Consider the following 13784-nt stretch of genomic DNA (forward strand, 5'->3'; position numbering starts at 1 on the left):
CCTACCGTCGGTCTTCCGAGCCGTCCGGACGCTGCCCATGGTTTTTGTTGACGAGACCTGATCTTTTGTACGATAGTACAAATCACATGGTACGCAAGCCCACCAGCAAGGAAACGGCCCGCAAGCCGAACATGCGCGAGGCGATCCTCGCCGCGGCCGAGGAGCTGTTCGCCACCAACGGCTTCAACGCCGTATCGGTGCGCGATATCGCACACGCTGCCGGCGCCAATCCCGGCAGCGTGACCTATCATTTCAAGACCAAGGACGGCCTGCTGCTGGAGATCTACCGGCGCCATTGCGGGCCGATGAATTTGCGCCGTTCCGAACTGCTCGCGGCCGCCAAGCGCGTGCGCGATCTCCAGGACCGGCTGGAAGCGGTGGTGCGAGCCTATGTCGCGCCGGCCTTCACCTCGGGCAGCGATCTTGCCGGGGGCGGGGCGCGGTTCACGCGGCTGCGCGCGGTGATGTCTGCGGAGGGCAACGAGGTCGCGCGGAAAATCATCGCGCAGACTTTCGACGACACCAGCCACGCCTTCATCGATGCGATCCACGAAAGCCTGCCGCACGTTCCGCGCACCGACATCGTCTGGCGCAGCCACTTCCTGCTCGGCGCACTCTATTACTCGCTGGTGACGCCGGATCGCGTCTCGCGCCTGTCGCGCGGCGAGGCCGATGGCAGCGATGCCGCCAGCGCCATCGAGCAATTGGTGCAAGCCACCGTCGCCGCGTTCCAGGCGCCGGCGCTCGATCAGGCGGCGCCGGCACGGCGGCGACCCGTCGTCAGCAGCAAGACTTGAAAGAAACCGCCCGAGAGGAGCGCGGCCTCGCGCTTCCGCTCGCAAGCGGACCATGTGCAAGCGGACCATGTGACAGGGTGTTGAGGAAATGAACAGGCGGGAGTGCTTGCATCTCTTGACTGGACTGGCCGGCGCGGCGCTCGCGAGCGAGACGCATGCGCAAGGGGCCGAGCCGAAGGCGATTCCGACGATCGCGCCGCCGGATCCAAATCCGAAGACGCCGTCGTTCAAGCTGCCGGCCAAATCCTGCGACAGCCATACCCATATTTTCGGTCCGGCGTCCCGCTATCCCTTCTCGGAAAAACGGCCCTACAACACGGCTGATGCACCGCTGGAGGCGTTTCGCAGCGTGCACGAGAAGATCGGCGTCGAACGCTGCGTCATCGTCAATGCCACGGTGCACGGAACGGACAATCGCGTCGTCACCGACGCCATCGCCCAGAGCGAGGGCGCCTATAAGGGCATCGCCAACGTCAATGACGAGATGACCGAGAAGGAGCTGGCGGCGCTTGACAAGGGCGGCATCTGCGGCTGCCGCTTCGCCTTCCTCAAGCGCCTCGGCGGCGTCGGCGACATGACCAAATTCCAGCGGATCGTGCATCGCGTCGCCGAACTCGGCTGGCACATCGACGTCTATTTCGAGCCTGATACGATCGCCGAATTCGCGCCCCTCCTAACAGCGCTGCCGACGCCCTACGTGATCGATCACATGGGAACGGTTCAGGCCGGGAAGGGGCTCGACGATGCCGGCTTCACGGCCCTGCTCGACCTCCAGAAGAAGGACGAGAAATGCTGGGTGAAGATCACCGGGCTCGAACGTGCCTCCAGCGCCGGCAAGCCGTTCCACGACGCCGCGCCGTTCGCAAAGGCGCTGATCGACAATGCGCCCGATCGCGTCATCTGGGGCACCGACTGGCCGCATCCCAACGTCAAGATCATGCCGAATGATGGCGACCTCGTCGATCTGATCCCCCTCTACGCGCCTGATGAGAAGGTCCGGCAGAAACTGCTGGTCGACAATCCGGCGCGCCTGTTCAAGTTCAGCTGATGAGCATCATGTACGAGCCGACCATTCCGCCGCCCGATCCGGACACGCGCACGCCGAAGTTCAAGCTGCCGAAGCTGTCTTGCGACGCGCATTGCCACATCTTCGGGCCCGGCGCGAAATACCCTTACGCGCCGGACCGCTCCTACACGCCGCCGGATGCGCCGCTCGAGGATTTCCGCACGCTGCATGCCAAGCTCGGGGTCGAGCGTGCCGTCATCGTCAATGCCAGCGTCCACGGCACCGACAACACGGTGGCGCTCGACGCCATCGTGCAGAGCAACGGCGCCTATCGCGCGGTTGCCAATATCGACGACTCCATCACGGAGCGCGGGCTCCGCGTGCTGCACGAGGGCGGCTTCCGCGGCTGCCGCTTCAATTTCGTCCGCCACCTCGGCGGCGTCCCCGACAAGACCATGTTCAATCGGGTCATCGCGATGGTCGCGCCGTTCGGCTGGCACATCGACCTGCATTTCGACGCGATCGACCTGCCCGAATATGCCGACATGCTGGCAAAGCTGCCGCTGAGCTATACCATCGACCATATGGGGCGGGTGAAGGCGTCCGAGGGGCTCGATCAATTGCCGTTCAAGATCCTGATCGAGCTGATGCAGCGCGACGAGAAATGTTGGGTCAAGATCTGCGGCTCGGAGCGGGTGTCATCGTCCGGTCCGCCGTTCACCGACGCCGTGCCGTTCGCGCGAAAGATCGTCGAGACCGCGCCCGACCGTGTCATCTGGGGCACCGATTGGCCGCATCCCAACGTCAAGGCGATGCCGAATGACGGCGATCTCGTCGATCTGATCCCGCTGTTCGCGCCGGAGTCGGAGTATCAGCAGAAGATCCTCGTCGATAATCCGGCGCGCCTGTTCGAGTTCGACCAATGACGGCGCTGGCGATCGACAAGCCGCGCGGCCGCGCCTGGTGGAAGGAACTCTGGATCCAGGTGCTCATCGCTATGGCCGCCGGCATCGCGCTTGGGATCGTCAATCCCGAGGCGGGCGCCAAGATGCAGCCGCTTGGGGACGCCTTCATCAAGGCGATCCGGATGCTGATCGCGCCGATCATCTTCTGCACGGTCGTCCATGGCATCGCGCATATGGCCGACATGGCCCGTGTCGGGCGCGTCGCCGTCAAGGCAATCGTCTATTTCGAGATCATGACCACGATCGCGCTGATCATCGGCCTCGTCGCGGTCAATCTGCTCAAGCCCGGCGTCGGCATGAACATCGATCCCGCCAGCATCAATGCCAGCGCGATCGAGCCCTATGTCAAGCAGACCGGCGTGATCGGCTTCGTGCCGTTTTTCTTGAACATCGTGCCCGCAACCTTCATCGGCGCGTTTGCCGAGGGCAACATTCTCCAGGTGCTTTTCATCTCGGTGCTATCAGGCTTTGCGCTGGTGCAGCTCGGCGAGCGGGCTGCGCCGCTGGTCAATCTCATCGACATCGCCGCCAAGATGGTGTTCGCCGTTGTCGGCTTCGTGATGTTGGCGGCCCCGATCGGCGCGTTTGGCGCCATCGCCTTTACGGTCGGCAAGTTCGGCGTCGGCTCGCTGGCCTCGCTCGGCAAGCTGCTGGGCGGCTTCTATCTCACCTGCGTGATCTTCATCATCGTGGCGCTCGGCCCGGTCGCGCGGCTGTGCGGCTTCTCGTTGCTCAAGCTGATCCGCTACATCTGGGAAGAGTTGCTGATCTGCATCGCCACCACGTCGTCGGAGACGGTGTTGCCGAGGATGCTGACCAAGCTTGAGAAAGCCGGTTGCGAGCGCAGCGTCGTTGGGCTGGTGATTCCGACCGGGTATTCCTTCAATCTTGACGGCACCTGCCTCTACCTTGCCGCCGCCTCGGTGTTCCTGGCGCAGGCGACCAACACGCCGCTCGGGCTCGCCGAGCAGATCGAGCTGCTCTTGATCCTGCTGGTGACCTCCAAGGGTGCGGCGGGAATCGCGGGCGCCGCCTTCGTCGTGCTGGCGGCGACGCTGTCCGCCACCGGCAGCATTCCGGTGACGAGCGTGGCGCTCGTGCTCGGCATCCATCGCCTGATGTCACAGGGGTTGACGCCGACCAATCTGATCGGGAACGCGGTTGCGACCATTGCGATTGCCAAATGGGAAGGCGCGCTCGATGGCGAACGCCTGAAGCGCGTGCTCGACGGCGAGGAACCCGTCGCCGCGGCTTGATGAACTTATGACGCTTACGAACAAAAGAGGGGAGTTTGTCCCATGAAAACAGGTCTCGTGATCACAGCCCACCCGGGCGATTTCGTCTGGCGCGCCGGCGGCGCCATCGCGCTGCATGCAAAGAAGGGCTTTCGCATGAAGATCGTGTGCATGTCCTTCGGTGAGCGCGGCGAAAGCCAGTTCGCCTGGAAGGAGAAGGGGGCGACGCTGGAATCAGTCAAGGCCGGGCGCAAGGACGAGGCGGAGCGTGCAGCAAAGCTGCTCGGCGCTGAGATCGAGTTCTTCGATTGCGGCGACTATCCGCTGAAGCTGACCGAAGCGCATTTCGACCGCATGGTCGACATCTACCGTGAGCTCAATCCAAGCTTCGTGCTGACGCACGCGCTGGAAGACCCCTATAATTTCGACCATCCGAACGCGGCGCATTTCGCGCAGGAAACCCGCGTGGTCGCGCAGGCGATGGGCCACAAGCCCGGCGCGCAGTACCAATATTCTGCGCCGCCGGTGTTCCTGTTCGAGCCGCACCAGCCTGAGCAGTGCAATTACAAGCCGGACCTGCTCCTCAAGATCGACGAGGTCTGGAAGGAGAAGTACGAGGCATTCCAGATCCTGGCCGCCCAAAAACATCTCTGGGGCTATTACGAGCGCGTCGCGCTCAACCGCGGCATCCAGGGCAGCCGCAACACCGGCGTTCCCATGACCTATGGCGAGGCCTATCAGCGCCTGTTCCCGACCGTTGCGGAGGTGTTGGCATGAAGCCCGTCGTCGTTCGCAACATCAAGCGTGCCGATCCCGCCGGGATGGCGGAGTACGGCGTCTCGACCGTGCACGAGGCGTACGGCCGCATCGGCCTGATGAAGCCTTATCTGCGGCCGGTGTGGCCGGGCGCGGCGATTGCCGGGCCCGCCGTCACCGTGCTGGCGCAGCCCGGCGACAATTGGATGATTCATGTCGCGGTCGAGCAGTGCAAGAAGGGCGACATTCTCGTCGTCGGCTGCACCACCGACAATACTGACGGCATGTTCGGCGAATTGCTCGCGACCTCGCTTCAGGCGCGTGGCGTGCAGGGGCTGATCATCGATGCCGGCTGCCGCGACGTCAGAGCGCTGCACGAGATGAATTTTCCGGTGTGGTCGCGCGCGGTCTCGGCCAAGGGGACGGTGAAGGCGACGCTCGGCTCGGTCAACGTCCCCGTGGTCTGCGCCGGCGTCAACGTCGATCCCGGCGACATCATCGTGGCCGATGACGACGGCGTGGTGGTGGTGCCGAAGCGCTACGCGGCGGAGGTCGCCGAGAAGGCGAAGAAGCGCAACGCGGACGAAGGCGGCAAGCGCAAGCGGCTGGCTTCGGGCGAGCTTGGGCTCGACATGTACAGCATGCGCGAGGCCTTGGCGAAGGCCGGGCTCGTCTATGTCGACAATCCCGAGGATGTCTAAAGCAATCAGCGGAGTGGGCCGATGGATCGTCTCAAGCTGAAGGCCGTGCTCGGCAGTCACCCGCATGTCCAGGCGGTGAAGAGCGGCGTGCTCCGCTCCGACCGCTTCGATCTCGACTTCATCGAGTACACGCCGACCAACACGGCGTTCAAGCCGATGGTGCGTGAGCAGGCCTTCGACGTCTGCGAGATGGCGATTGTCACCTATCTGATGGCGAAAGCGCATGGCAAGCTGTTGGTGCTGCTGCCTGCCACCATGCTCGGCCGCTTCCAGCATTCCTACGCGCTCTATAATCCTGCGCATGGAACGCTCGGCCCGTCCGATCTCGAAGGCAAGCGCGTCGGCATCCGCTCGTTCACAACCACGACCGGCGCCTGGATCAGGGGCATCCTCGCCAACGACTACGGCGTCAACCTCGACAACATCCGCTGGGTGACCTTCGAGGACCCGCACGTCGCCGAATATGTCGACACCACCGAGCGCGCGCCGAAGGACAAGAAGATCCTTCAGATGCTGCTCGACGGCGAGCTCGACGCGGTCCTCGGTGAGACCTCGAACGATCCGAAGCTGAAGACGCTCTTCCCCGATCCGGCCGCGGAAGCCGCCAAATGGTACGCGCTTCGCGGCGTCGTGCCGGTCAACCATCTCGTGGTCGTGACCGAACAGCTCGCGAAATCGCGCCCCGAAACGGTCGCGGGCGTTTATGATCTCCTCAAGCGGAACAAGGCGCAGGCGGGACCGGCGGCAACGCCCGATCTCGTGCCGTTCGGGATCGAGGCCAACAGGAAGCCGTTGGAGCTGATCGTCGACTACGCATTCCAGCAGGCGCTGATCCCGCGTCGCTATGCGGTCGAGGAGCTGTTCGACGAGACGACGCGAGGACTGAACTGATGGCTGGTGATCCCAAGCTATGGCAGATCGGACTGGTCGGTTACGGCGAGGTCGGCAGGATCCTGGCCGAGGATTTGCGCCAGCAGGACATCAAGGTCTCAGCCTTTGATATCAAGCTCGGGGGCGACCAGAGCGCTTCGCTGAAGGAGCATGCGGAAAGATTCGGTGTCGGGTTCACAGCTTCTCATGCCGAGCTGTCGGCGAAATGCGATTTCATCATCTCGGCGGTCACCGCGAGCCAGGCCGTGCCGGTGGCGGAAGCCTGCGCGGCCGCGATCAATCAGGGCACCTGGTTCCTGGATTTCAATTCGGCGTCTCCCGGCGCCAAGCAGCGCGCCGCGGCGCTGATCGACGGCGCTGCGGGACGCTATGTCGAAGGTGCCGTGATGACCTCGGTGCCGCCTTATCGCATCAAGGTGCCGCTGCTGCTCGGCGGTCGCGGCGCCAAGGAGCTGGAGCCGCTTTTGAACGCGATCGGTTTTGCGGCCAGGGTTGCCAGCGACAAGCTCGGTGTTTCATCGGCGGTGAAGATGTGCCGCAGCATCATGATCAAGGGCCTGGAGGCCATGGTGATCGAAAGCTTCACCACCGCGCGCGCCTATGGCGTCGAGGATGCGGTGCTGGCTTCACTGGCGGAAACCTTTCCCACGATCAATTGGGAGAAGCAGGGTGCTTACTTCTTCCAGCGCGTGATCGAGCATGGTCGCCGCCGTGCCGAGGAAGTGCGCGAGGTCGCCGAGACCGTGCGCGAGGCCGGGCTGACGCCGTGGTCGGCGCAGGGCACCGCCGAGCGTCAGGCCTGGGTGGCCGATCTCGCCGATGAAGGGCTGTTCGGCGCCAGAGGCACCAAGGAGTTCGCCCGCAGCGCTGACTGGCGCACCGAGGCGGATCGAATCCTGGCGAAGATCAATCGCGAGAAATAAAGCGGCTCCTTCTCAGGACTTTGCCGCGCGACAGCCAGTGAGCTCGTCGCGGGCGCGTTCGATCAGCGCCATCAGGTTTTCGGCCTTGCGGGCCAGCCGATCGCTCGCGGCTTCGGTACGGAATTCTGCGCGGATCGACCGAATGCACTTGTCGGCGGTATCGAGCGTCAGGAGCTTGCGGGTCAGGTCATCCCGTGTCTGGACGCCCGCCAGATCGAGGTTCGACAGGACATGCCCGATGCCGTCGAGCCGCTTCACGGCGGCCTCGCTGGGCGTTCTCGCTCGAATGGAATGGTAGTCGATGCCGCTGAATGCGCTGAACATGTCAATGCTTCCCCGTTGAATGCAGACATCAGTGCGGGTCCTACTATGACCGGCACCGCGGGACTTGCAATGCGCGCAGCTATCGGGAATCAGCGAGAATCTACTATCCGGGATTCTACCGGATTCGGAATTTTGGAACGATCGGCGGTAACATCGAACGGAAGCTCGGCCGCAATCGGCCGTGCTTCAAGGCAGATATGCATTGAGAGCGGATCAGGAACTTGGGCTGAATAGAGTGGGCCGTTGCCGCGCAAAAGTCTGCCGGCCGCTCTTGAAGCCCATCACGATATCCGGCAGCTCGGCGATGGCGAAGCGGCTGTCTTGCGTATCGAGCACGACGAGATCGGCGGGGTTTCCGACCTTGATGCCGTAATCCCCGAGGTTCATCAGCCGCGCCGGCAGCTCGGTCACGAGATCAAGGCAGATATCGAAGTCGTTGACCGAGGCATGCGCGACATTGGCGTAGAAATTCGCCATTCGCAGCAGTGAGGCATCGCCGAACGGCGTGAAGGGATTGAGCACATTGTTGGTCGCGACCGAGCACACCACGCCTTCGCGGGCGAGCTTGTGGGCGAGCGCCAGCCCGCGTGGCGCGTTGTGGGTCACCTCGCGCCCCATCAGATAGAGATCGGTTGCCGGCAACACGGTGACGGCAACGCCGGCTTGCGCCAGCTGCGCGGTGGCGGACTTCAGCCGCTCCGGTGGCAGTGCCGAGAGTTTCGTCGCATGGCCGATTGCCACGCGCCCCCCGTAATTGCGTCGCTCGGTCTGCCGGCAGACCTCGTCGAGGTGCCACCAGGAGGGATCGAGATCGAAATCGAGATGGAGATCGACGTCCACGTCGAATTCGTGTGCGAGGTCGAAGATGCGGGTGAGATGGACGTTCGGGTCGGTGTCCGTGTAGGGGCAGCCACCGATCACCTTGCCGCCGTCGCGGAGCGCCTGGATCAGCAGCTCCTCGCTGCCGGGATCGTTGGTGAGGCCTTCTTGCGGAAAGACGCAGAGCGACAGGTCGATCGCCCAGGCATAGTCGCGCTTCAGCGCCTTCACCGCCTCGAAGCCGCGCAAGCCGATGCGCGGATCGATCTCGACGTGGGTTCGCATGCGCGTCGTGCCGTGCACGATGGCACGTTCGAGCACCCGGGCGCCGCGAGCGTAGACGTCCTCGACCGTGAAATCCTTTTTCATCCCGGCGACGGCGCGGATCGCTTCGGAGACGCTGCCGTGATCATGCCCGCAGCGGCCGAGCAGGCAGGCCTTGTCGAGATGGATGTGGCTGTCGACGAAGCCGGGCAGGGCGAGGCGCCCGCCGACATCGACTTCGACGGCCTCGCAGGCGAGCGTCGGTTCGATGGCGGTGATCCGGCCGCGCGTTACGCCGATATCCATTGGGTCGGCGGCATCGCGCAACACGGCATTGCGAAAGATGAGGTCAAAGGCGGATGGCGTGGTCATGGCTCTTGCGGAAGGAATTTAGAGCAATCGGCCGGGATCGGCGGCTCCAGATTGTCGGCAGTGTAGCGAGGGAAATGTTCAAAATATATGCACGTATTACCTGTGAGCGGCGGTAGTATTGCGCAAACCCGGGCGAATGAGCCATGTCCGTTGCCGCAAGAGCCGATGCCGGTCCGTTGTCCGATGCTGCGATCGTGGAAGCCTATCTCACGGCTTCGATGGTTCCAGATCCGGACGCCGCGGCGGCCTATATGGCGGCGGGCACCGTGATTACTTTTACCGGGGGGCGCGAGTTCGATCACCCGCGCGGCCCGACAGCCTTCAACGCCAAGCGCTACCGCTGGGTCAAGAAGAAGATGGACCGGTTCGACGTCTGCCCCGGCGACGGCGAAACCGTGGTCTATAGCGTCGGCACGCTCTACGGCGAATGGAAGGATGGGACCCCGTTCGAGGGCAACCGCTACGTCGACCGCTTCGTGGTGCGGAATGGCAAGATCACCAAGATGGACGTCTGGAACGACAGCGCCGAGCGCATCCTGGTCCAGCGCGGCATCGACGCGTAACAGCGATCTCGGCACTTGGGCCGGGCCGCTTCCACGGTGACAAACTACCGGTCATCATATCGCAAGCCGCGATAGCTGATAGACGCAAGCTCGTCTGGCGGCTGCCATGCGCCTGCGCTATCAACGGTGCGATTGCAGCGCCCGGCATGGAGGCGCAAGCCTCTTTAGGAGCCCCCGATGCGTTTACCCACCGTTCTCCTGGCCCTCACATGCCTTGCGACAGCCGCCTCGGCCGAAGACCTGTCGGGTACGCTTCAGAAGGTGAAGGAGACGAAGAAGATCACGCTGGGCTATCAGGAGGCCTCGGTCCCGTTCAGCTATCTCGACGGCAACCAGAAGCCGGTCGGCTTCGCCATGGATATCTGTCTCAGGATCGTGGATGCCGTGAAGAAGCAGCTCGGCATGCCCGACATCGCCGTCGACACTCTCGCCGTGACGTCGTCGAACCGGATTCCGCTGATGGTCAACGGGACGCTCGATCTGCATTGCTCGGCGACCACCAACAACGCCGATCGCCAGAAGCAGGTCGCCTTCACCAACACGCACTTCCTCAGCGCGACGCGATTTGCGGCCAAGAAAGCCGCAAAGATCAACACCATCGACGATCTCAAGGGTAAGGCGGTGACGGCGGTGGCCGGCTCGGTCAACCTGACGCAACTCGCCAAGGTCAACACCGAGCGCAATCTCGGCATCAATGTGATGCCGGCCAAGGACCAGGCCGAGGCCTTCCTGTTGCTGGAAACCGACCGCGCGCAGGCTTACGCGCTCGACGACGTGCAGCTCGCTGTCGCGATCGCGCGCTCGAAGGAGCCGCAGCTCTTCATGATCAGCGAGGAGACGTTCTCGAAGCCGGAGCCTTACGGAATCATGCTGCGGCGGGAGGACGCGCCGTTCAAGGCGCTCGTCGACCGCGCCACTGCAGAGCTGTACGCAAGCCCGGAGATCGAGGTGCTCTACAAGAGGTGGCTGGAATCGCCGACGCCGCCGAGCGGCCTCAACTACAACGTCCCGATGTCGCCGGCCTTGCACAATGCCTTCAAGAAGCCGAGCTCCAGCTTCGATCCTGATGTGTACGTGGTGAACTGAGCGAGAGCGCTGGGCGTTGCTGTGCCCTCTCCCCTTGCGGGAGAGGGCAGCTCCGCCGGTTGACACAAGCTCACTCGGGTGAGGGTTCCGTCTCTGCGGACGGAGACCCCTCATCCGGCGTTTCGCGCCACCTTCTCCCAGAAGGGAAGAGCACACGGTGCTTTCGGCCAGTGCAGCGTTCTACGCGTTCGAATATTTCTTCAGCTCGAACCGCGCGATCTGATTTCTGTGCACCTCGTCGGGTCCGTCGGCGAGGCGCAGCAAACGCGCGGTCGCATAGGCCTGCGTCAATCCGAAATCGTTCGACGTGCCGCCGCCGCCGTGCGCCTGGATCGCCCAGTCGATGATCTGGCAGGCCATGTTGGGCACGGCGACCTTGATCATCGCGATCTCGGCTTTTGCCACCTTGTTGCCGACAATGTCCATCGCGTAGGCGGCGTTGAGCGTCAGCAGCCGGGCCTGCTCGATCATGATACGTGCCTCGGCGATGCGCTCCTGCGTCACCGTCTGCTCCGAGACAGGCTTGCCGAAGGCGACGCGGCTGCGCACCCGGCTGCACATCTTTTCCAGCGTGCGTTCGGAGAGCCCGATCAGTCGCATGCAATGGTGGATGCGGCCGGGGCCGAGGCGTCCCTGCGCGATCTCGAAGCCGCGGCCTTCGCCCAGCAGCATGTTCTCCTTGGGCACGCGCACATCGGTGAAGACGACCTCGGAGGCGCGGTCGGGCACGCCGTAGAAGCCGAACACGGGCAGGGCACGCTTGACCTCGACGCCCGATGTGTCCATCGGCACCAGGACCATGGATTGCTGCTTGTGGCGGTCCGCATTGTCGGGATCGGTCTTGCCCATGAAGATGCAGATCTTGCAGCGCGGGTCGGTCGCGTTGGTCGTGTACCATTTGCGGCCGTTGATGACGTAATGGTCGCCGTCGCGGACGATCGAGCTTTCGATGTTGGTCGCATCGGATGAGGCGACGGCAGGCTCGGTCATGGCGAAGCAGGAGCGGATTTCGCCTGCGAGCAGCGGCTTCAGCCAGCGCTCCTTGTCCTTCTCCGTGCCATAGCGCTCCAGCACCTCCATGTTGCCGGCGTCGGGCGCCGAACAGTTGAACACTTCGGGCGCGAGATGCGAGCGGCCCATGACCTCGCAGAGCGGGGCATATTCGAGATTGGTCAGGCCCGCACCGTGGCTGGATTCCGGCAGGAACAGGTTCCAGAGGCCTTCGGCGCGCGCCAGCGGCTTCAACTCTTCGACGACCGGATAGACCTTCCAGGGCCCGAGCTCCTCCGCCTCGCGATAGAAGCGTTCCTCGTTCGGATAGATGAGCCGGTCCATGAAGCTTTCGAGCTTGCGCTTGAGCTCGACGACTTTGGACGACATCGGGTAGAGCATCTTTCGTCTCCTTGATCGATAGACAGGCCGGTGCGCGATCGGGCGGTCGGCTCAGGCGACGCGATACTCTCTGAACTTCTCGCGTAGCGCCGATTTGAGCACCTTGCCGGTGCCGGTCATCGGGAACTCGTCCAGAAATTCGACGGCGTCGGGCATCCACCAGCTCGCGATCTTCGGACGCATGTGGTCGAGCAGCGTCTTGCCGTCGACGGTCGCGCCCTTCTTGCGGACGACGAGGAGCAGGGGCCGCTCCTGCCACTTCTCATGGTTGATAGCGACCACCGCGGCCTGAAGCACATCGGGGTGAGACAAGGCGACGTCCTCGAGCTGGATCGATGAGATCCACTCGCCGCCGGACTTGATCACGTCCTTGGAGCGGTCGGTCAGCGTGACGTGGCCCTGTGGATCGATCACGGCCATGTCGCCGGTGATCAGCCAGCCGTCGCGGTCGAGGGCTTCGTCGAGCTTCATATAGCCGGAGGCAACCCACGGTCCCCGCGCGCGCAGATGGCCGACGCTCTTGCCGTCGCGCGGCAGCTCGCTGCCGCCGTCGTCGACGATGCGCAAACTCGTGCCGAAACAGGCGCGGCCGGACACCTGGCGCCGGTCGAATTTCTCCTTGTCGCCGAGATGCTCGGAGCCCGGCCGCAAGCCCGGCATCGAGCAGCCCAAGGCTTCGGTCATGCCCCAGGCCTGGACGTAGTCGATGTCATACTCGCGCTTGAGCTTCTCGACCATCGCCCGCGGCGGCGCCGAGCCCGACGACAGCGATGCGCGAAGTGTCGAGAATCTGTTGCCGGTGCGTCCGAGCCAGTCGAGCAGGATCAGCCAGAAGCTCGGCACGCCCGCCGACAGCGTCACCTTCTCGCCTTCGAGCAGTTCATAGAGCTTGTCAGGCTCGTAATTGCGGCCGGGCAGCACCAGCTTCGAGCCGGTATAGGGCGCGGTGAACGGCATGTTCCAGCCGTTGCCGTGGAACAGCGGCGCCATCGGCATCATCACCTCGCGCACGCCTTCGACATGACCCGGCAGAAAATCGAAACTGGAGCAGGTCATGGTCTGCAGGATCGCGGCGCGGTGCGAATAGATCACGCCCTTGGGATTGCCCGTGGTGCCGGAGGTGTAGCAGATCGTGGAGGCGGACTTCTCGTCGAACTCCGGCCAGGCGAAGCCGGCATCGTTCTCCCTGTCCAGAAGCTCCTCGTAGCAATGGACGTTGGCAAGCTTCGTCTCCGGCATCCGCTCGCGCGAGGACATCACGATATAGGCTTCGATCGATTTGAGCTGCGGCGCGATCGCCTCCACGATCGGCAGCGTGGCGCGGTCGATGAACAGCAGCCGGTCCTCGGCGTGGTTGACGATGTAGACGAGCTGCTCGGGAAACAGCCGCGGGTTGATGGTGTGCAGCACATAGCCCATGCCCGGCGCGGCGTAGAACATCTCGAAATGGCGGTGGGTATTCCAGGCCAGCGTGCCGACGCGATCGCCGGCCTTCATGCCGAGCCGCTTCAAGGCCAGCGCCATGCGCTTGATGCGCGGATGGGCGTCCGCATAAGTGTAGCGATGGATGTCGCCCTCGATCTCGCGCGCAACGATCTCCGCTTCGCCGTGATAGTCCGCGGCGTACTGGATCAGGCCGCTGATCAGGAGCGGCATGTCCATCATCAATCCCTGCATCGTTTCCTCCGGA

Annotated in this window: 14 protein-coding genes; 10 read left to right on the forward strand and 4 right to left on the reverse strand. The window is 63.7% G+C overall.

Annotated elements, in window-relative coordinates; all coding sequences use genetic code 11:
- Nucleotides 1-86: 86 nt before the first annotated feature.
- The 8 genes from QCM77_RS04030 (at nt 87) to QCM77_RS04065 (ending at nt 7274) form a co-directional block, all read left to right on the forward strand.
- Complete coding sequence (locus QCM77_RS04030; RefSeq protein WP_279662789.1) at nt 87-797, forward strand: TetR/AcrR family transcriptional regulator; 711 nt, start codon at nt 87-89, stop codon at nt 795-797.
- An 88-nt stretch (nt 798-885) separates the two neighbouring features.
- Complete coding sequence (locus tag QCM77_RS04035) at nt 886-1845, forward strand: amidohydrolase family protein (protein ID WP_279662788.1); 960 nt, start codon at nt 886-888, stop codon at nt 1843-1845.
- Nucleotides 1845-2729 (forward strand): amidohydrolase family protein, encoded by an 885-nt coding sequence (locus tag QCM77_RS04040; RefSeq protein WP_279662787.1) that lies wholly within the window; start codon nt 1845-1847, stop codon nt 2727-2729. The genes QCM77_RS04035 and QCM77_RS04040 overlap by 1 nt, the downstream gene beginning before the upstream one ends.
- On the forward strand, nt 2726-4024 hold the full coding sequence (gene dctA / locus QCM77_RS04045; RefSeq protein WP_279662786.1) for a C4-dicarboxylate transporter DctA: 1299 nt from the start codon (nt 2726-2728) through the stop codon (nt 4022-4024). Before QCM77_RS04040 ends, dctA begins: the two co-directional genes overlap by 4 nt.
- A 42-nt stretch (nt 4025-4066) precedes the next feature.
- Nucleotides 4067-4780 carry a PIG-L deacetylase family protein gene (locus QCM77_RS04050; protein ID WP_279662785.1) on the forward strand — a complete coding sequence of 238 codons (714 nt, stop codon included), beginning with the start codon at nt 4067-4069 and terminating at the stop codon, nt 4778-4780.
- Complete coding sequence (locus QCM77_RS04055) at nt 4777-5460, forward strand: 4-carboxy-4-hydroxy-2-oxoadipate aldolase/oxaloacetate decarboxylase (RefSeq protein WP_279662784.1); 684 nt, start codon at nt 4777-4779, stop codon at nt 5458-5460. The genes QCM77_RS04050 and QCM77_RS04055 overlap by 4 nt, the downstream gene beginning before the upstream one ends.
- Nucleotides 5461-5481: 21 nt before the next feature.
- A complete protein-coding gene (locus QCM77_RS04060) occupies nt 5482-6351 on the forward strand; it encodes a substrate-binding domain-containing protein (RefSeq protein ID WP_279662783.1) in 870 nt (289 codons plus the stop codon).
- Complete coding sequence (locus QCM77_RS04065; RefSeq protein WP_279683627.1) at nt 6351-7274, forward strand: DUF1932 domain-containing protein; 924 nt, start codon at nt 6351-6353, stop codon at nt 7272-7274. The genes QCM77_RS04060 and QCM77_RS04065 overlap by 1 nt, the downstream gene beginning before the upstream one ends.
- A 12-nt stretch (nt 7275-7286) precedes the next feature.
- On the opposite strand, the gene QCM77_RS04070 is transcribed toward QCM77_RS04065, so the two are convergent.
- A complete protein-coding gene (locus tag QCM77_RS04070) occupies nt 7287-7598 on the reverse strand; it encodes a hypothetical protein (protein WP_279683629.1) in 312 nt (103 codons plus the stop codon).
- Between the two features lie 213 nt (nt 7599-7811).
- Entirely contained in the window at nt 7812-9053 is a 1242-nt protein-coding gene (locus QCM77_RS04075) for an amidohydrolase family protein (RefSeq protein WP_279683631.1), read from the reverse strand.
- A 143-nt stretch (nt 9054-9196) separates the two neighbouring features.
- On the opposite strand from QCM77_RS04075, the gene QCM77_RS04080 reads away from it, so the two are divergent.
- Together QCM77_RS04080 and QCM77_RS04085 are read left to right on the forward strand one after the other, a co-directional pair.
- Nucleotides 9197-9616 (forward strand): nuclear transport factor 2-like protein, encoded by a 420-nt coding sequence (locus tag QCM77_RS04080; protein WP_279683633.1) that lies wholly within the window; start codon nt 9197-9199, stop codon nt 9614-9616.
- 177 nt (nt 9617-9793) lie between these two features.
- Nucleotides 9794-10702 carry an amino acid ABC transporter substrate-binding protein gene (locus tag QCM77_RS04085; protein ID WP_279662778.1) on the forward strand — a complete coding sequence of 303 codons (909 nt, stop codon included), beginning with the start codon at nt 9794-9796 and terminating at the stop codon, nt 10700-10702.
- Nucleotides 10703-10882: 180 nt separating this feature from the next.
- On the opposite strand, the gene QCM77_RS04090 is transcribed toward QCM77_RS04085, so the two are convergent.
- Both QCM77_RS04090 and QCM77_RS04095 read right to left on the reverse strand, forming a co-directional pair.
- A complete protein-coding gene (locus QCM77_RS04090; RefSeq protein ID WP_279662777.1) occupies nt 10883-12094 on the reverse strand; it encodes an acyl-CoA dehydrogenase family protein in 1212 nt (403 codons plus the stop codon).
- 51 nt (nt 12095-12145) lie between these two features.
- On the reverse strand, nt 12146-13771 hold the full coding sequence (locus tag QCM77_RS04095) for a long-chain fatty acid--CoA ligase (protein ID WP_279662776.1): 1626 nt from the start codon (nt 13769-13771) through the stop codon (nt 12146-12148).
- Between the last annotated feature and the right edge of the window lie 13 nt (nt 13772-13784).

It is taken from the genome of Bradyrhizobium nivariense (assembly GCF_029846695.2).
GTDB lineage: Bacteria > Pseudomonadota > Alphaproteobacteria > Rhizobiales > Xanthobacteraceae > Bradyrhizobium.